General features: G+C 55.6%; 16 protein-coding genes and 1 pseudogene. 3 read left to right on the plus strand and 14 right to left on the minus strand.

Annotated features, from left to right (window positions below; all coding sequences use genetic code 11):
• Window positions 1-183: 183 nt before the first annotated feature.
• From N0M98_RS20480 to N0M98_RS20490, 3 genes are all read right to left on the minus strand, one after another.
• A complete protein-coding gene (locus tag N0M98_RS20480; RefSeq protein ID WP_259618982.1) occupies window positions 184-2031 on the minus strand; it encodes a sensor histidine kinase in 1848 nt (615 codons plus the stop codon).
• 15 nt (window positions 2032-2046) lie between these two features.
• Entirely contained in the window at window positions 2047-3663 is a 1617-nt protein-coding gene (locus N0M98_RS20485; protein ID WP_259618983.1) for a response regulator, read from the minus strand.
• A gap of 92 nt (window positions 3664-3755) precedes the next feature.
• Window positions 3756-4799, minus strand: coding sequence for a LacI family DNA-binding transcriptional regulator (locus N0M98_RS20490; RefSeq protein WP_259618984.1), 1044 nt, complete (start codon window positions 4797-4799; stop codon window positions 3756-3758).
• Between the two features lie 154 nt (window positions 4800-4953).
• On the opposite strand from N0M98_RS20490, the gene N0M98_RS20495 reads away from it, so the two are divergent.
• Window positions 4954-6357: an FAD-dependent oxidoreductase gene (locus N0M98_RS20495; RefSeq protein ID WP_259618985.1), complete on the plus strand. Its 1404-nt coding sequence runs from the start codon at window positions 4954-4956 to the stop codon at window positions 6355-6357.
• A gap of 14 nt (window positions 6358-6371) precedes the next feature.
• Window positions 6372-7001 (plus strand): SGNH/GDSL hydrolase family protein, encoded by a 630-nt coding sequence (locus N0M98_RS20500; RefSeq protein ID WP_249865143.1) that lies wholly within the window; start codon window positions 6372-6374, stop codon window positions 6999-7001.
• Between the two features lie 177 nt (window positions 7002-7178).
• On the opposite strand, the gene N0M98_RS20505 is transcribed toward N0M98_RS20500, so the two are convergent.
• From N0M98_RS20505 to N0M98_RS20560, 11 genes are all read right to left on the minus strand, one after another.
• The gene (locus N0M98_RS20505; RefSeq protein WP_259618999.1) at window positions 7179-8108 is read right to left on the minus strand and encodes an MTP-1 family protein; all 930 of its coding nucleotides are present in this window, start codon (window positions 8106-8108) and stop codon (window positions 7179-7181) included.
• A 57-nt stretch (window positions 8109-8165) separates the two neighbouring features.
• Window positions 8166-9176 (minus strand): glycoside hydrolase family 130 protein, encoded by a 1011-nt coding sequence (locus N0M98_RS20510; RefSeq protein WP_259618986.1) that lies wholly within the window; start codon window positions 9174-9176, stop codon window positions 8166-8168.
• A 95-nt stretch (window positions 9177-9271) separates the two neighbouring features.
• Window positions 9272-10837 carry an extracellular solute-binding protein gene (locus N0M98_RS20515; RefSeq protein WP_259618987.1) on the minus strand — a complete coding sequence of 522 codons (1566 nt, stop codon included), beginning with the start codon at window positions 10835-10837 and terminating at the stop codon, window positions 9272-9274.
• Window positions 10838-10919: 82 nt separating this feature from the next.
• On the minus strand, window positions 10920-11792 hold the full coding sequence (locus tag N0M98_RS20520; protein WP_259618988.1) for a carbohydrate ABC transporter permease: 873 nt from the start codon (window positions 11790-11792) through the stop codon (window positions 10920-10922).
• 34 nt (window positions 11793-11826) lie between these two features.
• On the minus strand, window positions 11827-12723 hold the full coding sequence (locus N0M98_RS20525; protein ID WP_249865148.1) for an ABC transporter permease: 897 nt from the start codon (window positions 12721-12723) through the stop codon (window positions 11827-11829).
• A gap of 184 nt (window positions 12724-12907) precedes the next feature.
• Window positions 12908-14575 (minus strand): extracellular solute-binding protein, encoded by a 1668-nt coding sequence (locus N0M98_RS20530; RefSeq protein WP_259618989.1) that lies wholly within the window; start codon window positions 14573-14575, stop codon window positions 12908-12910.
• Between the two features lie 12 nt (window positions 14576-14587).
• A complete protein-coding gene (locus N0M98_RS20535) occupies window positions 14588-16132 on the minus strand; it encodes a response regulator transcription factor (protein ID WP_259618990.1) in 1545 nt (514 codons plus the stop codon).
• On the minus strand, window positions 16110-16439 hold the full coding sequence (locus tag N0M98_RS20540) for a sensor histidine kinase (protein WP_259619000.1): 330 nt from the start codon (window positions 16437-16439) through the stop codon (window positions 16110-16112). The genes N0M98_RS20535 and N0M98_RS20540 overlap by 23 nt, the downstream gene beginning before the upstream one ends.
• Window positions 16372-17967, minus strand: coding sequence for a sensor histidine kinase (locus N0M98_RS33770; protein ID WP_310944105.1), 1596 nt, complete (start codon window positions 17965-17967; stop codon window positions 16372-16374). The genes N0M98_RS20540 and N0M98_RS33770 overlap by 68 nt, the downstream gene beginning before the upstream one ends.
• A gap of 254 nt (window positions 17968-18221) precedes the next feature.
• Window positions 18222-18611 carry a VOC family protein gene (locus N0M98_RS20555; RefSeq protein WP_259618991.1) on the minus strand — a complete coding sequence of 130 codons (390 nt, stop codon included), beginning with the start codon at window positions 18609-18611 and terminating at the stop codon, window positions 18222-18224.
• Window positions 18612-18725: 114 nt separating this feature from the next.
• The gene (locus N0M98_RS20560) at window positions 18726-19229 is read right to left on the minus strand and encodes a DUF3995 domain-containing protein (RefSeq protein ID WP_259618992.1); all 504 of its coding nucleotides are present in this window, start codon (window positions 19227-19229) and stop codon (window positions 18726-18728) included.
• A 324-nt stretch (window positions 19230-19553) separates the two neighbouring features.
• Here N0M98_RS20560 and N0M98_RS20565 point away from each other — a divergent pair.
• Window positions 19554-20084: pseudogene (locus tag N0M98_RS20565) on the plus strand (transposase); the annotation flags it as partial.
• Window positions 20085-20165: the final 81 nt, after the last annotated feature.

Below are 20165 nucleotides of genomic sequence, written 5' to 3' on the forward strand. Positions count from 1 at the left end.
TGTCCTCCTTGATTTGATGTTGCGGTTGGCAGACCGGCTATCATCTTATCATAAAGGTCAAGGGATTTTTACTCATAGCTATAAGCTTTCCTGAACCCCCAGTCGAACTGGGGGTTTTCTTAGACAAAAAAATGAGGCCCTTCCACGAGGAAGGGACCTCATTATATAGTGTACATCTCCAGGTTAAAGGGCCGGGCCTTGTTTCTCTCGCTGCACTCCCTTGAACCTGACGGTCACCGTCGTCCCTGCGCCCGGCTCCGATTGAACCGCTAGACCGTACTCCTCGCCGGCGAACAGCTTGATCCGCTCGTTCACATTGTACAACCCGTAGGAGCTGCCCGTACCGTCCGCCTTCATATCAGGCCGCGGCTCCATGAGCAAACGGTTCGCCAGCTCCGGCGCCATGCCGATGCCGTCATCATGGACCGAGAGCACCAGATCCTCCCCTTCTACTCTTGCGCGGATGATGATTTCTCCGGACTCCCGCTCCGATTCCCGAATCCCATGCAGCAGTGCGTTTTCCACGATCGGCTGCAAGGTCAGCTTCGGCATCAAATACAGCTCCAGCAAGCCTTCCACCTGTATATGGAACACGAAGCTCCGCGGAAACCGGCTCTGCTGGAGCTCCAGGTACACCTTCGCCAGCTCCAGCTCATCGGTGACGCTCACGACATCCTGGCCTTTATTCAAGCTCAAGCGAAAATAACGGGCCAGCCCGTCAATCATTTGGCTGATCTCGGGAGCCTTATGCCCGATGGCGATCCAGTTGATCGTATCCAGCATATTGTAGAAGAAATGCGGGTTGATTTGCGCCTGCAGCGCCCGCAGCTGCGCTTCCCGCTCCTGCACTCTCGACCGGAACGTCTCCTCCATCAAGTCATGAACCTTGCGGATGAGATGGTCGACGCTTTTTTCCAGCAGGTTGAGATCCCCGCCCCCGTCAGCCGCCCCGGTCCTCTCGTCCAGCCGTTCGATGCCTTCCCGCCTGATCATTCTAATGACGGTCTGCATCCGGTTGTTCAACCCCCGAACGACAAAAGCCATCAGAATAAAAACCAACAGCAGGAACAAGAGCGTCGCTCCCAGCAAAGTGACAATGCCGGATACTTGGTTCAGTGCAACGGCGCGCGAGCTGATCTCCGCCTTCGGCACTTCGACCACCAGCTTCCACCCGGTGGAACGAATGGTTGTGAAGACGACATAGCTTTGGTCCTTATCCTTCACGATGGGGGTTACGCCCTCCCCTTGGCCTGCCATGGCTTGCAGCACGGCTCCGGACTTCAGCTTCGTTCCAAGCAGCGACCGGTCCTTGTCCAGCACAATGGTGCCGTCGGGAGCGAGCATGTACACATGCTGCTGATTGTTCAGCTGGATCGTCGACAAAATGTCCTCAAGCGTCTTGACCGTCACATCGATGACGAGTACGCCCGAGAACGCATCGTACCGGTCAGGATCGCGCAAAACCCGCGCATTCGATACCACATAGATGTCGCCCTTATCGATATACGTTTCCTCATACGCTCCCGTCCATATCATTCGGCCGCCTGCGTTCGCCACCTCCGGGTACCATGAACGGTTCAGCAAGCTATCCCACGGGAAGAAGTTCACCCGCTCGTTGGAAAAGTATTTGGAGCTATCGACGAACAGCCGGACGCGCAGCACCGTAGGATTCGCCTGGGCGTTATCGATCAGGTAGCTCAGCTCTTTCATCGCATCCAGCTGAGCGGCATAGGACGACGATTCCCGCAGGTACGTATGCAGCTTCGGATTCATCAGAATGGCATTGGACGTGTCGCGTATGGAATCGAACCGGCTGTTCAGATTGATTTCCGCCTGCTTCAGCGTCTGCAGCATCGTCTGCGTCACTTCTTCGTCCAGAATTTGCGAGGATTTCTGGGTATACCAGTACAGCAGTACGGAAGCCGGCAGCAGAATCAGCACCACATAGGCGATCAGCCAACGTCTGGCCGCCACCACGCTTTTGATGAGCATCAGCACATATCTCCAGCTTCGCGTCAGGAACCGCCTCATCTGCTTCCACCGCCTTTACATCACATCATCCCGATACGAGCTCGGGGTGAAGCCGGTATATTTCTTGAACAGCTTGCTGAAATAACTCGGGTCCGAATACCCGACGGCATAACAGACCTCATAGAACTTATTGGCCGGGTCCCGCAGCAGCGCCTTCGCCTGCTCGACGCGAACCTTGGTTAAGTACTCGTTGATCGTCTCGCCGGTCTCTTGCTTGAACAGCAGACACAAGTACGTCGCGGATAAAAAAACTTCCTTCGCCATATCCCCGACCTGCAGGTTCTCGGCGTACCGCTGATCGATCAACGCCCGGACGCGCTCGATCACATTCTTCGACTTGCCGCTGCGCTTCTCGCGAATCCGTCCGCACACCTCGAGCAAATGCTGCTCGACGAGCCGCCTGAGATCGTCCAGCGTCTCCTGCTGGAACACTTGAACCATCAGCTGGCTCTCCTTCTCCTCCGCATCCTTCCGTGACACGCCGAGCTCCAGCTGGGCCCGGCCTGCCAGAAGCAGCAGCTGCAGGCTGATGTTGCGCCCGTATTGGAAGCCCTCCCCGCGCCTGCGGGCTAACGCGTCGTAGATTTCCTGAAGACCGGCCAGCAGCTTGTCCTCGTCCGCCGCTTTCAGCGAGGAGATCATCCGCTCGTCCTGAGCCGGATCGAACCGGTAGGCGCCGTCATCGCTCTGCTCCAGATTGTCCATGGAGATGATCTGATTTTTCCCGAGATGCCACCGCTGATCGGCGGCTTCTCTGGCTTGAGCGTAGGAACGCGGCAAAGAAGCCAGGCTCGCAATCCGCTCTCCGACGCCGATGGTCACGCTGATTTTCAAATACTGATAGAGCGCGCCCCGCACATCCTCCGCCAGTTGAAAGAGCAGCGACTCCTGGTCCTCCCCCTCGTTCATGCGAAGGATGCCTACGAATTCGACCATCCGGTTCTCGAAGACGTAGCCCCCGATCTCCCGGTCGATCAGCTCCTGTACGATATTGAGCACGGAGTAGGACAGCAGCTGCTTGTCCCGCTCGGAGCGCGACTCCACGACGTCCGCCGAATTATCGAGACGGATGACGATGACCCAGTAAGGAGCCTCAAACGGCAGATGCAGCCCCAGAAAATCGACCCGATCCTTAATGCGAAGAGGCGAAGCGGCTCCGTCGCGAATGAGCGACATCAGGAACTTTTCACGAAGCAGCGGCATGCCTTGGGTCAGCTTCACCTGCATATCCGCAAGGAGCCTGCGCTCCCGCTCCTCCGCCCGCAGCGCGTCGACGACGCGCTCCATCACCTCCGTCAGCTCATGGACATTGACGGGCTTAAATATATAATCGACCGCCTTCACCTGAAGCGCCGATTTCAAAAAATCCGCATCATTATGCCCGCTGATGAAGACGATCTTCAGCTGCGGGTAACGCTCGCTAAGTATATTCGACAGCTGGATGCCGTCCATCTTGGGCATGCAGACGTCGGTCAGCACCAAGTCCGGCTTAATCCGCTCAATGACCTGCAGCGCCGCCAGCCCGTTCTCCGCCTCGTCCACCACTTCGATCCCGCAGGCGCTCCAATCGAAATAATGTTTCAATCCATACCGAACTGTCGGCTCATCGTCAACGATGACCAGTTTGAACATTGATGTCAGCCCCCCACCTTAGCAGTATCTTTATTATCTCTTAAAAAAGAGGCTATGGGCATAGGTGATTCTTATGATTTCTGGTTGAATCCTTAGTTGTATGGAGCGGACGATGTGCTGCCGAGATGCAGATCGCAATGAATCCGGATATGCTCGAACGGCAGCGCCGGGTTCGCGATGCGCCACAGCATCCGGTCGGCGGCGCGGTAGCCGGTCTCGTGAATCGGCAGCAGCGGCCGAGTGAACGGAGGCAACTGCGAGTCATCGGGCTGCTCGTTCAGGAAGCCGATTAGGGAGATCCGCTCCGGCACGCGCCAACCCAGCCGCCTGCAGGCGTCATAGACAATCGGCACCTCGTCGTTAATCCCGCAGATGATCGCGGTAGGCGCGTGGCGAACCATCTGCTCCATCAGCTGATCCCGCCACTTTGGGCCGGTTCTCTCGCCGGTAGAATGCAAGGCCGGGTCCACCCCGACTCCAAAACGGTCCATCGCATAGCAGAAAGCCTGCCAGCGCAAAATGAAGCCCCGCTGCTTATGAATGTCGCCTACGTACATAATGCGCCGGTGCCCGAGGCTGTGCAAATACGCAACGGACTGATAAGCCGCGTCGTAGACGTCCCAGATGACACTGTCTATTTTTACCCCTGGAGGCGGGAAATTAAGCAATATCTTCGGCACCTGAAGCTGAAACAGGTTCGATTCCCACGCTTCCGAGTCGATGCTCGGCGCGATGAAAATCCCGTCCGCGTACGTCATGCCGCTTGCCTCGATCCACTTGGCGATCTGCCGCTCCCTCAGCTCCCTGGGCAGCATCAGCAGCTCAATTTGATACCCGAAGGAGAAAAACCGGTCCTGCAGCCCCTGCAGCAGCAGGCGGTTATATGCAACCGATTCCTGGGTTTGCGCCAGCACGAAGCGCCGCCGATCGTTTGGATAAGGGGTAATATGGTCGAGCCGGAGGCTGCGGATCTGATCGAGCGTACAATAGCCGAGCTTCTCGGCGGTTTGGAAGATGCTCTGCCGGGTCGCCTCGGACATGCCGGGCTTGCCCTTGAACGCCTTCGATACGGTCTGGACGGTTAATCCGAGCTCCTTGGCGATCGTGTTTAGCGTCACTTTCTTGCGGATAGGCATCGGGTCTGCACCTCCATTCTATGTTTGTCTATCGTAGCATGATATCGTTTTTAATTAAACTAAAATTAAACTAGTTCCCGCCTCCGCGGTATCTATAATGTTAAGAAAAGAGCCATTTTGCAGTACATTCTTGAATTATGGGAGGAGCATATCCATGTCAAATACGGTTAAGAAAACGGTTACGGTTCCGTCGCAAAACCTTGAAGTGAGCTACACCCCCGATGTTGTCGTTATCGGAGGTGGCGCCTCCGGCGTTGCTGCGGCGATTGCCGCTGCCCGCAATGGTGCGAGCACCCTGCTGATCGAGCAGCGCGGTTATCTCGGCGGCATGGGGACGGCGGCGCTGGTGCCGGCCTTCTGCCCCTATACCGACGGCCAGAAGCCGGTCATTCGCGGCATCGGTCTGGATTTGCTGGAGAAGATGAAGATCGAGGCCGGGGAAGATTTTATGAGCCGGTACAAAGACCTGCTCGACTGGGTGCCGATCGATGTGGAGACGCTAAAGCGGGTGTATGACCGGGAGGTGCTGGCAAGCGGAGCCAAAATCTTATTCCACACGGTGGCGGACCAAGTGCTGCTGGAGGGAGACCGGATTAGCGGGCTGGTTATCAGCAACAAGTCGGGACGGTCGGTTGTGCAGGCGAAGCTGTACATCGACGCATCCGGCGATGCGGATTTGGCGGCGCTGGCCGGCGTGCCGTTCCAGGTCGGAGGCGATCAGGGCGAGCTTCAGCCGGGCACGATGTGCTATGTGGTGACCGGGGCGGACCGGGCGCGGTTCAAGCAGTTTCTGGAGGAGACCGGTGAACGCGGGCAGCTGGAGAGGACCGTTACGGAGGCGCAAAAGAACGGCGATTTGCCGGATGGCCGCAAGCGGATTTCCGGTATGGCGTGGATTACCGACTCTATCGTCGGGTTCAACTTCGGTCATATTTTCGGCATTGACGGGACGAAGGCCGAGGATCTCACCCGCGCTGCCATCGAAGGCCGCCAGCTGATCGATACGCAGATCCGCTTCCTGCGCAAATATGTGCCCGGTTTCGAGCATATTCATCTCGTGCACTCCGGCGATCAGGTCGGCATCCGCGAGACGCGCCGGATTCAAGGGGACTACACGCTTGTCGTGGAGGATTTCTTGTCAATGCGGACATTCGAGGACGATATCGCCCGCAACTCGTACTTCATCGACATTCATCTGGCGAACGCCAGCAGCACGATGACGATCAAGCATTTGCCGAAGGGCGAGTCGCACGGCGTTCCTTACCGCTGCATGCTGCCGCAGGGCAAATCGAATCTGATCGTCGCCGGACGATCCGTCTCGTCCGACCGTCCGGTGCAGGGCTCGCTGCGCGTCATGCCGAACTGCTTCGCTATGGGCGAGGCCGCCGGCATTGCCGCAGCGATGGCCGGCTCCGCGGGCGTCGGCTTCCGCGAGGTGTCCATTCCCGAGCTGCAGCGCAGGCTGATCGAGCAAGGCGCCTACCTCGGCGAGCGCCCGGGTCAGGCGGATGCCGGCGTGACGGTCGATGCGGTTACTTTTGAGACGGAATGCAAATAAGGATGGAGCGATAGATGGCGATGGAGATGACATTGCAGAGCAAGTGGCTGGGCGCCACGTGGGGGACGCTGGGCGACAGCATTACAGCGGCGGGCGGCTACCAGCCGCTCGTCCAGTCGGCGCTTGGGTTCTCGGAAGTGTTCAACTACGCGGTGAGCGGGTGTCCGATGACCGCCGGAGGAGACCGCGATTACGGCGCGACGACGCATGTCGGACAATCGATCGCGGCGGATCTCGACTGCGTGACGATCTTGGCGGGCGTGAACGATTTCCGGCTCGATAAGCCGCTGGGCGAGCTTGGCAAGGCAGATGTGTATACGTTCTATGGGGCTTATACAACGCTGATCGAGCATATATTGAAGAAAAATCCGCGCTGCCGGTTGAGCTTGTGGACGCCGCTGCAGCGGGATAAGGACGGGTACGATATTTTTTATGTGAATGCGGCGGGGCACCGACTTGTCGATTACGCGGATGCGGTGGCGGCGATTGGGCGGCAGTATGCGCTGCCTGTGCTGAACTTGTATGAGCTAAGCGGGCTGAACCGGTTGACGCTGCCGCACTTTACCTCGGACGGACTGCATCCGAACGAGGCGGGTCATCGGCGAATCGCCGATTTGGCGATTCCGTTTTTGGCAGGCTTGTAAGCCGCTTCATAGCAAATTTCCCTTTCAAAAATCGTTCGGAAATATCCTGGAGTCACCGTCACAGCCGATCCGCGACGGTGACTCCAAGATGCCGTCTTGCACAAGCAGGAAGAAACATCGTCCTCCCCGCTGCCGTTGTGCAAACTGCAGGATTCACAGTTCCACTATCTTCCTCCCCTAAACAAGACACCCATGTCCTGCGAACGGATAGTCGATCGCAATGCGCCCCGCCTGACAATCGCCAATGCCGCTGTAAAGATCGGCCTTGCCGTCCGGACGCATCACGATGCCCGAAGTAAACACGCAGTCGACCAAATGCGGCGCCTTGGCAGGACCCGGCGGGTAGCAGGAACGGCTTCCGATCACCTGAAGGTCGGACGACTCTCGGGTCGCTGGATCGAAGACGAAAGCCATGTTCAGGTACACCTTCACTTCCCCGCCGTTCTCATTCTTATCCAGGTAACAAATGTGGCCGATGACGCCGATTTTGCCGCTGTCGAGCAGATATGCCTGATTCACGCCTCCCCATTCTCCTTCCCCGAAGATGCCGTAAATGTACGGCGCGTTCTCGATGACGTCTGCAGTCAGCTCCTCCAGTCTGTCAACGACCGTGAAGCCGATCATGGATTCGCTCCCGAATTTGGCTTTCGTCTCCGCGCCGCGCGGTCGCGAGAAGACGCCGATTCTCCCATCCGATAGCGGAACAAGGCGAATATCCTTCATTTTGTTAGGTCCGGTCGAGAAGTAGTACAAATTGTGGAGGTCGGTGCCCCGGAAGAAGTAGCCGAAAAACGTGCTGTATTTTCCACGCTGATACTGCACATGCGTCCCGCCCATGACAAGCTCATCGCCGATTTCACTGATGTAAGGGTCCTCCAGCGTATAGATCATACTGTCCTTCACCAAGTTCCATTCATCCTGTCCCGTCTCTTCGAACAGGCGGACCCAAGAGCGGGCCCATTCCTCGCGGCGTTCTACCCGCCCGAACAAATAGCGCTTCCCGTCCCGTACGAACGGAATCGAAATATTGTAGACATCAAAACCGTCCACGCCATGAAATATCAGGGTCGCACTTTCATAAATCTTTTTTGTCGCTTCAAATTCCATTCTTTGCGTCTGTAAGGTCAACTTCTCCACACCTTCCCATTTGAATGCCGGCCGTGCCTACAGGCACAGCCGGAGCAGATCGTCCACATCAGCGGTCGCCAAGCATTCCACCGTATCTGCCGCGCCGTAATAAATTTTCACCTCTCCCGAAGGCTCCAGAATCATCCCGCCCGGAAAAATCACATCGTTGCGGAACCCGCCGGATGTCTCGTACGCCGCCTCTGGAGCGAGCAGCGGCGCCTTGCTCATGCCCACGATCCGGCTCGGGTCATCGAGATCAAGAAGCATGATGCCGGCCGAATAGCGCTTCTTCCACGCCGGCTCCCAGCCGTTCTTGCCGCGGCTGCGGTCGATATCGACGGCGTGGAACGTCGTCAGCCAGCCCTTCGCGGTCTTGACCGGCGGCGCGCCCGGGCCGACCTTATCGTTGGCGAACGGCACGTCCTCCACGCCGAGCACGAGCTTGGAGCCGCCCCAATAGCGCAGGTCGGGCGAATCGCTCAGCCACGTGTCGAAGCGGTCGACGCCACCGCGGCCGTATACCGGGAACGGTCGTTCCAAACGGACGTACTTGCCGCCGATCCGCTCGGGGAACAACACCATGTTACGGTTGTCCGGCACCGACATGCTGAGCACTTCGAAGCGGCGGAAATCGTCGGTGACGGCAATGCCGCCGCGCACTCCGTGCTTCGTATCGACTGCAAAGCACATATAGCATCTGCCGCCGATGACGGTTAGTCTCGGGTCGTATACCCGCACGACCTCTTCATCGTTCCAGGACCAGACCGGACTTGCTTGCACGTCCCAATGCACGCCGTCGTCGCTCCACGCCAGCCCCAGGTTCGTCGTGCTGGCGGGCTCGATAGTCTCCGCCTCGGCATCGCCGTAATCGTTGCGGAATACCATCACGTACTTGCCCTCGTATTTGGCAACACCCGCGTTGAACACCATCGCCGGACCGTAAGGCACATCCTTCGGCGACAGCAGCGGATTCGCCGGATGACGGCGGATGACCGGACTGGAATGCAGCGGGCCGATCGTTTCATTCGTTTTCCTGGACATGGACATAAAGAAAATCTCCTTCGTAATGTAATGTCGGCAAACACAACGGAGGCCCTCCGGCCCATCGGCCGGGTAAGCCCGTCACGGCAGAATAGCCGCTCCTATTTGCCCAGCTTGTTCATATAGTCGATGTATTCCTTCTCGGCGTCGGCGGTGGCCGGATACCATTCCTTCTCCAGGAAGCCTTGGAATTGCTGCAGCGAAATCGCTCCGAGGATGTACTTCATCTCCTGGTCGTCCTTCTTCTTCACAAGATCGGGAATCGTTTGGTTCAAATTCAAAATTTTCGGCGAACGTACGGCCGGCACGTTGATGACGGTCATCTGCTTCATCGCATCTTCCAGCTGCGCCTTGTACTTGTTCAGCCGCTCCGGCGTATCGGCGTTCTCGATGAGCGCTGGCTCGTCGTTAATCGCATTGGCAAGCGTCATATACGTACTCGTCGTGCTGGCAAGCTTCGTCGTTTCGTCGGCGGTACGCGATATGCTTTTTGTGGCCGGATCATAGCTGTCATAGGTAAGCCCCTTGATACCGAGTTGGAACAACGTGTTCGCCTCCGCTGTATTGCCCCAGTCCAAAAATTTCAAGACGTCGTCCACATGCTTCGACGATGACGGGATCATCCAGCCGCCCCACGTCGCCGGCGTCACCCAATCGTTTGCCACGCCTTGACTGTTCTTCAAAACGGCGTGGTACGTATATTTTTTGTCCGAATCCTTGTCCTTGGAAAGGTTGGCCATGACGGTGTACTGATGCGCATAATTGATACCGGTGCGGTTCTGGTTCAATTTGTCCTGATCAACGTAAATTTTGTTGACCAGAAACTCCGGATCGATCAGTTTCTCGTCGTTGAGCTGTTTCAAGTAAGTCAGGAACGGGATGTAGCCGGACATTTTCTCCCGGATTTTGTACGCACCGTCCGTATCTTTCGCTCCGTTCACGATCGGCAAGCTGAACGCGGATGCCAGGAAGTTGGACGAGTTCCAAATTGTGTTGGAGCCGAGCATCGGGTTGGAGAAGCTGAGACAGTACGTATCCGCCTTGCCGTTGCCGTCGGGATCGTTCTGCGTAAACGCCTTGCACACGTTCGTAAATTCGTCGAGCGTCGTCGGCGCTTTCAAATTCAGCTTGTCCAGCCACGTCTGGTTAATCATGTAGCCCCAATGATTGACGACGTTGGTGCGCGGTACGATGTAAATTTTGCCGTCGTTCACCGACCTGACTCCGTCCCACATTTCTTTCGTAATGTTTTTCATCAGGTTCGGATATTGGGCGATTTTGTCGTCGAGCGGAGTTAGCAGCCCGTTCTTGGCCCATGTTTCCATGTTGGAATCGGCGCCGCCCCAGTTGTAGATAAGGTCCGGCAGATCGCCGGAAGCCATAAGAACCTGCAGCTTGTCGACGTAATTGTTGATCGGCGGCGCTTCCACCGATAGCTTGACGTTCGCCAGCTTTCCCGCCTCGGTGATAACCGGGTTATTGTCGATGACGACCTGCGCGTTGACCCTGTTGAACATGCTGATGGTGACCGGCTCGCTTTTGCCAGACGCCGTACCCCCGCTATTGCCGCCGGACGCTCCCTCGCTCGGGCCGCAGCCTGCGGTGATGGCCGTCAGCAGCGCTGCGCTGACGACGGCGCCTGCCGTGCGTTTACTCGCCTTTTTCATTTTCCATGACTCCTTCGTAATAAGTTATATTACAACTGCGGCTTGCAGCTATAATCCAGATACATTGACGCGCCTCGCTGCCTTACCCTTTGATCGAGCCGACGAGCAGGCCTTGCATGAAAAACCGCTGCAGGAACGGGTACACGAGCAAAATCGGCAGCGATGCAAAAATGATGATCGCCATCTTGATCGTAAACACCGTCACGCCGGCGCTGCTGGCGTCCATCGCGTCCTTGGCAAGCCCGCCGTCGTCCACGACCAAATCGCGTAAAATGAGCATAAGCGGCCATAAATCCCGCTTCGACGTGTACATGACCGCCGGGAAAAACGTGTTCCACTGCGTTACCGCGTGAAAAATGACGAACGTGGCGATCGCCGGCATCGATAGCGGTACGATGATCCGCGCCAGCACCTTCAGCTCGTTGGCTCCGTCTATGAACGCCGCCTCCTCCAGACTCGGCGGGATGGCGGCGACGAAATTTTTCATCAAAATGAGATTGTAAGCGCTGAGCGCCCCGGGCAATATCATGCTCCACAGCGTGTTGTACAAGTGCAGCGTCTTCACCAGATAAAAGTTCGGTATGAGCCCCCCGTTGAAAAACATCGTGAACGTGATGAGCACAAGCACGATGTTCCGCCCTTTTAAGTCCGTTTTGGATAGCGGGTACGCGGAAATCAGCATCAAAACAATATTTAGCGCCACGCCGACAACCGTGATCAGGATCGTGTTCCTGTAGCCGGTCCACATAAGCGGCATGTACAAAATTTGCTTGTACGCGCCGAACTCGATATGGCTCGGGATAAGCTTCATCGGATTTTGCAAATATTCGGAATAAGGCGTAACGGAGAACGAAGCCACGTAAATGAACGGGAACAAGCAAGCCAAAGCGAACAAGGTAACGAATAAATAGTTGACCACATCAAACGTTTTATCGCTGAACGATCGGATTTTCACCGAAACCACCCTCCTCTTCGACATGCGGCGCGGATTACCATATGCCGTCCTCCTTTAGCAGCTTGGCGATACGGTTGCCGGCCAGCAGGAATATGAGCCCGATCACGGACGTGAACAGTCCGACGGTCGTTCCGAAGGAGAACCGTCCGCCGAGAATGCCGACCCGGTACGCATACGTCTCGAACACTTCAGACACGTCCAGGTTCATCGGGTTTTGCAGCACGAAAATTTGCTCGAAGCCGTTGTTCATCACTTGCCCCAGCCGTAAAATAAGTAAAATGACAATCGTTGACTTGATGCCCGGCAGCGTCACATACCATAATTTTTGCATCCGGCTCGCGCCGTCGATGCTGGCCGCTTCGTACAGCTCCGAGTTGATGCCGGCGATCGCCGCCAAATAGATGATGCTGCCCCAGCCGGATTCCTTCCAAATGCTGCTTAGCACGACGACCGGGCGGAAATAATGCGGATCGGCGAGAAAGAACACCGGATCGACGCCAAGCTGCTTCAGGAATATGTTGACGATCCCCCAAGCCGGCGACAGGAAGTTGACGAGAATGCCGCCGATCACGACCCAGGAAATGAAGTGCGGGAGGTAGATGACGGTCTGCGTCACACGCTGGTAGGCCAAATTACGCATCTCATTCAGCAGCAGGGCCAAAATAATCGGCAGCGGGAAGCCGAACACGATCCGCAGCACGCCCAAATAAAGGGAGTTCCAGAACACTTTGTAAAAATCGCTGAGACCGAACATATACTTGAAATTGTCGAAGCCGACCCACGGGCTGTGGACAATCCCCTTGGCAAAATTAAAATCTTTGAATGCCATCAGCACGCCGTACATCGGCACGTAATTGAATACGAGGAAGTAAGCGACGCAAGGCAGCAGCAGCAAATACAAATATTTTTTCTTGTTCAAATAGCGAACCACCGTTTTCACCTCCACTTTTGTTATGTCTTGACCAGTGTAATATGCGCGTACCCTCTCCAACATCTAGGAATTATGGGTATCCGGATAAAATCTTTAGTTCGTTGTGAACTTAGACCATTTTGAAGCGGTAAAAGAACAGCAGCCCGGGAGCGGAGGCTTCCGAGCTGCTGCTGACGATCCGTTATTATTTGCCCTGTTCGATGCGCTGTTCCTTGAAGATGCTATAGATGTCTTTCGTCAAGATGATGCTGTCTTTGTCATGCGCGTAAAAATTCCGGTACCATTCGTCGACCTGCTTGCCCCCGGCTTGCTCCCACACCGCAATCGCATCCCGCTTCGCCTGTTCGGGCGTATAGTCCGGCGTAACGATCGCCTTGATCCAGATATCGCCGGAGTCGACATCGACCTGATTCTTCGTGGCGTTCAAAATCGCCTGCAGCTCCTTCGGCAGCTGCGGCATTTGCTCGGAGCTCGTCGGTCCGGCGAACGGCAGGCTGAAATCGACATACGCCGAGTTCAGCTCGAACATATTTTTGACATCCCGCTGCAGCGGATCGTGCGGGTCCAGCTTCTCGGTGCCGTAATAGCAGTTGCCGGCCAAAATCGGAGAGGCCAGCATCGCAAAATCGCCGGTGGCGTAATTGAATTCCGTCCTCCATTTGTCGAGGTCCGTCACGACCGGGCATTTGCCCGGCTCGGTCTTGCTGTGGACGCCTTCGAAGCCGTAGTACATCGTCTTCATAAACTTCTCGGAGGCGGCGAAATCGACGTATTTCATCACCGCTTCCGGATGCTTCGTTTCGGCATTGACGACCGCCGTCATTTGAATCGGATTGACGAAGATCGAGTTGAACCGCCCCACCGGCGTCGCCGGATACGGGATGACCATAAGCTCGGCATTCGGCACGTTCCGCTTCAGCGGCGCATACGTGTCGGTATAGAACGTAATCGGCACGTTGAACTGATCCATGTAAATGCCGATCCGATTATTCAGAAAATCCTGCTTCGCCCGCGCCCCGTTCTTGTCGCTTAAAAACTCCCGATCCGCCAGCCCTTCGCTGTACAGCTTTCGCTTGAACGCCGTCAGCGCCTCGATATGGTCCCAGCCATGCACCAGCTCGCCGTCCCGGACGACGAAGTCCGGGTACGTGACGCCGAATATTTCGCTTAAGACGGCGCCGGAGTTATACGACAAGGCGATGCCGTACGTATCGTTCCTGCCGTTGCCGTCGGGGTCCTGCTCGGTGAACGCTTTTGCCACCGTGTAAAGCTCCTCGGTCGTCGTCGGCACGGCCAGATGCAGCTTCTTCAGCCAATCGGCGCGTATGAAGAGGCCTCGTATGGGAATCGTCTCGTTAATGCGCCCGAACTGGTACAGCTTGCCGTCGGCTCCGGTTCCCGCCTTACGCAGCACCGGGTACTCGGTCAGCAGCTGCTTATACGTCGTGCTGTACTTCTCGATCATGTCGTCGATCGGGCGCAGCAATTTGCGGTCGATCAGCGTATTTTTAACTTGCGGCGCATATTCCAAAATGAGGTCCGGCGCTTCCCCGGAGGCGAACAGGGCGTTCAGCTTCTGCTCCGACTGCGTCCGCGGCACGGCCACGAATCGCGCTTCCACCAGTCCGGCGTCGTTAATCCACTTCGTTATTTTATTGTTCTCGATCGTGCCTTCACTGGACGGAATGTTGCCGCGGTCGTAGATCGTCACCGTAATTTTATCCCGCGGCGGAGCTTTCGGCGCTTCTTCGGCGCGGTAGTAGCTCGGGCTTGCCGTGCAGCTTACCATAGCGGCGATCACCGCGCCGGCCGTAAACAGCGGTACGGCCGCACGCTTCAGCTCATGCAGCATCTCCGCTCCCCCTTATATCGTATTCTGCTTGCGGTACTCCTTGGGCGATAAGCCGGTGTTCATTTTGAACAGCTTAGCGAAATAATTCGGCAAATCGTACCCGACCATACCCGACACTTCCGTGACGCTCAGATCGGTATTGGACAATAGCTGCTTCGCCTTGGCCATGCGCACGTCGATCAGGAAGTTGACGAAGCTGCGGCCGGTTTCCTTCTTGAACAGGTGACTGAAATAGGCGGCGTTCAAATGAACGTGCGAAGCAAGCTGCTGTAACGAAAGCTGCTCGGCATACCGCTCTTCGATATAGCGGACCGCCCGCGACACCGCGCTTGCGCTATACCGGTTTTGCCATTCGTCATAATGACGCATAAACCGCTCCGTCTCCGCCTTCATCCACGCGCGCACTTCATCCCTGCCGCGGCATTCGTTCAGCTTGCTGATGCGCTCCGTCAAGCTGCGGGCGTCGGACTCCCGCTCCAGCTGCTTGCGGGCCACATCCTGCAGCGCAAAGCTGAGCGATAGCGCCTCGATCGGCAAGGTTTCGGCGTCCATCGCACTCATTTCTTTCGTCATCCCGTCCAAATATTGCTGCAGCGCTTCCGACTGTCCGGCCATAATTAAAGCCGCCGCCTGGGCTCCAATGAGCTGCTGCCGGACGCGGTTGACCGGCAGAGCCGCTTCCGGCTTGCCGTCCCGATCTGCAGCGACGCGGCTCTGAGCGCTCTCCGCCAGAGCCGCCTCGTACAGGTCGGCAAGCCCGCCGAGACTGTGGACGAGGCCGGCAACGCGCGGGGCGACCGTCAGGCCGAGCAGCTGCCGCACCGTGCTGCAAACCGCGTCGAGCAGCCGCTGTTCCTCGGCGCCGGCGTCAGCAGGCAGCAGCAAGGCGAAGCGTCCGGCTTCGGTCAGCAGCAGCGTGCCCCCGGGTCCTTGCGCGTCGAGCAGCTCGCCCATAATGTTCAGGACGGCGAATTGCAGCAGCGGCACATCGCGCTTCGCATACCCCCGGTCTGCCGGGAGAAAATCGGCAACGTGCAGCACGATCAGCTTGCTGCCGCGCAGCTCCCGCTCCAGCAAGGCAGCCGCCTCCGGGCGATACGGGAAGCGCAGGAAAACGGCGCGCAGCGCGTTTTCCTGCAGCAGCTGGCGCTCGATCGCCTCCTTGCGTGCGGCAGTCTGCTTCTTTTGCACATATGCATCCGCCTTGGCAAGCGCTTCATGCATATCCTGCTTGCTGCACGGCTTGACGAGCAAATCGAGCGCGCCGCTGCGGAGCGCCGCTTGCGCATAATGAAAATCTTGGAACCCGGTAATGACGATAAACTCGATGTCCGGGAAGGCCGGCTTTGTGCGCCGCAGCAGTTCCAGCCCGTCCATGACCGGCATCCGAATATCGGTGACGACGAGATCGGGCTGCAGCTCGGCGATGAGCCGCTCCGCCACAAGGCCGTTCTCCGCCTCTCCGCAAACGTCCCAGCTCGCTTCGGCACCGGCGATCATCTTGGCGAGGCCTTTGCGGAATAAAGGCTCGTCTTCAACCAGCAGAATGCGCATCATTTGCCGTCCCCCTTTCCTCCATGCGATCCGTTTCACAAGGCAGCGTGACCCGAACGAGCGTCCCTTGCGGCAACCGCCGAATCTCAAGCCCGTACGACGCGCCGTGTACCAAATAAATGCGCCGCAGCACGTTGCGCACCCCAAGCCGCTCCCGCTCTCCGCGCTCGTCGTACAAGGTTCGGTCGTCGAGCAGGCGATGAATCGTTTCAGCCGAAATCCCGTTTCCGTTATCCTCGATTTCAACCAGCATGTCGGCCTCCTGCCGGCTGATGCGAATCGCCAGCCGCTTGCTCGCCGTCTGATCCAAGAACGCATGAACGAAGACGTTCTCGACGAGCGGCTGCAGCAGCAGCCGCTGCATGCGGCAGCCGCTGCATGCGGCAGCTTAAGAGCTCCTCCGGAGCTTCAATACTGACGTGCAGCTCATCGCCATGCCGCGCTTCCTGAATCCTAATATAGTTACGGATTTGCGCAAGCTCGTCCCGCAGCGTACTTAGCGTCGATACGGGCGCGAGCGAGTAGCGAAGCAGATCCGACAAGCTGGTGACGAGCGCCGCCGTTTCTTCGTCATCGTACAGCAGCATGATTTTCCAATAGATCGAATTGAGCGCATTATGCAGAAAATGCGGATTCAGCTGCGCCTGCAGCGCCTTGAGCTCGGCTTCCTGCTCGCTCAGCTTGCTGACGTATACCTCCTGAATGAGCGATTGAATGTCCGCCACCATTTTGTTAAAGCTATCGGCGAGAAAAGCAAACTCGTCGTTCGACGTACTCGGAATGGTGGTTCGCAGGTTGCCCTCGCGCACCCGCCGCATCGCCCTCACGAGCGCCTGCAAAGGCTGCAGCATTTTGCCGCTAAAGAACGACACGCTGACTGCCATCAGCACGATGCTGACAAGACCGAAGGCGAGGGCCAGATGATAGACGGTGCGCCCCTTCGCCTTAATATCGGCGAGCGAAATGCCGCTGACGAGCGTGAACGAACGTGGCTCGTACTCGCTTTTCACGAACAAATAGTCATTGCCGTCGCGGTGCTCGATGAAGCTGCCCGGACCCTTGTCCGGGGCGGGCTCGAAGCCGGGGCTGCCGGCGGGTTCACGGCTGTACAGAAGCCGATCGTATTTGTCGTAAATATACGCTCCGGCCGTTTGTCCCGCCATGAGTGGGTCCAGCGCGCTGCCAAAGTATTGTTCGTCGATAATGAGGATCAGCATTCCGTACACCGTCTGCTGCTCGGTCGACTTCAGCCAACGCGCAGCTACGAGGCTGCTCTTTTCCCCGGACGGCTCGTAGAAATCGGAGATGTTCATCCGCTGCCAAGAGATTTCTGCCGACGAATGGCTCATCCCCTGTTTGACCCGTTCGTAAAAATCCGGGAACTGCAGCTGAATTGAAGGGTTCTCTTGGCTGAAATACATATTGTGACCTTGCAAATCGACGATGTAGACGGCGCGGATATGCGTCGTTTCATTCTTGAGCGGCTGCAGGACGTTCGCCAGATTCCGCTCCAGCATGAAATTGCGATACTCGACACTTTCCCCCGGTGCCGGTTGGACATGCATATTTTGTACAATTTGCTCCACGTACGGATTGAAAATCACGAAGTCAGTGATGCGGTAAATATCTTGAATTTTGAAGCCGATCTGCTCGATCGTTTGCTCGCTCGTCTTCAGGTACTGCTCGCTGATCTCGCTTTCGAACAAGTTCAAATTCATTTGGTACGACATATAGCCGGTAACGAGCGAGCAAATGGTAATAATGACCGACAGCGACAAAATGAGCTTCACTTTGAAGTGCTGGTTAATGTATTGGAGCACATGCTTATGTTTCATCATGGATGGTTCCTCTTCCCGCAGTAACAGACGTTGGCTCTAAGCCCAGTATATTAAATACGCGTCCATCCTGCAGCCAACAACGCTACAAAAACGGATAAAATTTTTAGAAGTTTGGAGAAATTTAAACTCTAATATGAAACCAGCGGCAGTCTTGGACTGGAAAATGAAGTCCTAGACTGCCGCTGGTTTATTGAACTCCCTCGGCACGATTGAGTTTTCTCGCAAATGCTCGTTTACGCCGCCCCTCGAGGTTTTCATTCCCCTATTTCATAATTGGAAATTTCTATCAAATTCCCATCGGGATCTCTTACATAAACGGATGTTATCGATCCTAGTGCTCCTGTTCTTATTACAGGTCCTTCTTCAATGATTACTTGGCACCCCTCTAAATGATGAATTACATCGGGTATTTGAATATCGGTTATAAAACATAAATCCCCCGTGCCAGGCATGGGCGATTGTGCTTTCGGTTCAAATTCCTTGCCTACTTCATGCAGGTTTATCTTTTGCTGTCCGAAACGCAGTGCCTTTCTTCCTGCTCCAAAAGTCACAACCTTCATTCCTAAAACTCGGGAATAAAAATCGCATGTCGCATCGATATTTGTGACAGTCAAAACCAGATGATCCAATCGATTGATGTTCATTCAATCACTCCCTTTTGCGTGATCTGATCCTTGTCTAACAGTGTGGCGAAAAAGTCCGTTGCGGCGTCCATTCGATCCTCCAATTGCTGTTGAAATCGGATTTTTCTTGATTGCTTATGCAAATCGCACACCCATAATCCCAGTGACCAAGCCGAAAATAACGCCGAGTATGCAAGCAGCCAGCCAAATGATTCTGCCGCGCGCTTCTTTCAAGAAACACCACCCTACAATGCCTAATAAAATCCCCTCGATCAGAAACCACGGTTCAAAGAGCACTAGATCCCACAACACATAGGCATCTTCGTTTATGTGAAATGTTCCCGACTCCAAACCTACTCCCCCGCTGATTTGAAGTATTCGATAAACAATTCCAAAAATGCCGTGCGAAGCGGCTACCGAACACCCTGCCCAAGATATAAATAACAACATATAACTAAAAACTTTGCCCTTATTCCAATAAATAAATGCAAGACCAATGAGTCCGGCAACAGTTAGAAATACGGTTGCAATCCAATTAATAAATTCAAAATGGAGCGAATGTACCAGATCAGGCTTTAGAATACCCCCACCCATTTTGCCGCCTAGAGCCCAGTAAAGATGTGGGAGCATATATGCCATGGACCATATGAACACCGCGTAACCCGACCAAACCAGCGATTTTGTCTTCGATCGTTGTGTTTGCGAATACATATTTATCGGAACACACCTTCTGTTACCCCCTTGGTTAGTTCAATCTTTGGTTTTCATCTCTGATCCTTTTCTCGGACCCTTACAGTTAGGACAAAGTAAAAATCACCTCTACTTCAGAAGTGATTTATATAAAACATAATTTATCCTGAATTTCGAAAATACGATCGTCTAAAAATATAAAAAGGGCTCCAAATCTTTGGTAGAATGGTGTTTGCGAAGACAACATCACCCAAAGAGAGGAGCACCCTTTAGATGAAGTCTACCACAGACGTCAGCAAAATCAAGAGTGAATTTTCGCTACAAAACGCCACGAGTTTCGGAGGCGTCAAAATCCTCCTGGCCTATCTTGAAAAAATCAAGCTCGCCGAGGCCATGCAGGACCTCTCCGGTGGTAAAGCGCACAACGCCATTTTCCCTGTTCATCGCATCTTGCTCTATCTCATCATTGGTTGGATGCTCGGTTGCGAGCGAATGTTTCATTTCCGCAAACTGCAGCACGATGCGCTGCTCCGTCGCTTTCTTGGCGGTCGCCTACCGCATCATAGCTTGCTGTATAAGGAGCTTGGGAGACTTGGCCGGTCGTGTCCGTCACTGCCGGATGAACTGCGGAAGCTGAATCAGGGGATCATCGCACCTGGCTTGCCCCATGGCCTTATTCTCGATCTGGATTCCACGGTGGAAACTGTCTACGGCGATCAAGCCGGCGCGGCCAAGGGCACGAATCTGCACAAGCCCGGACGAAAAACTTACCATCCACTGCTGGCCTTTGAAGGAAAATCCCGCTGGCACTATCTCCATTTTTTTACTGTCAGTGAACCGCTCATCGATATTTTCCGCCGCATTCTTATGCGCTTTCGAAATTCA

Origin of the sequence: Paenibacillus doosanensis (assembly GCF_025060755.1) — a bacterium.
In the GTDB taxonomy this organism is placed as follows: domain Bacteria; phylum Bacillota; class Bacilli; order Paenibacillales; family NBRC-103111; genus Paenibacillus_S; species Paenibacillus_S doosanensis.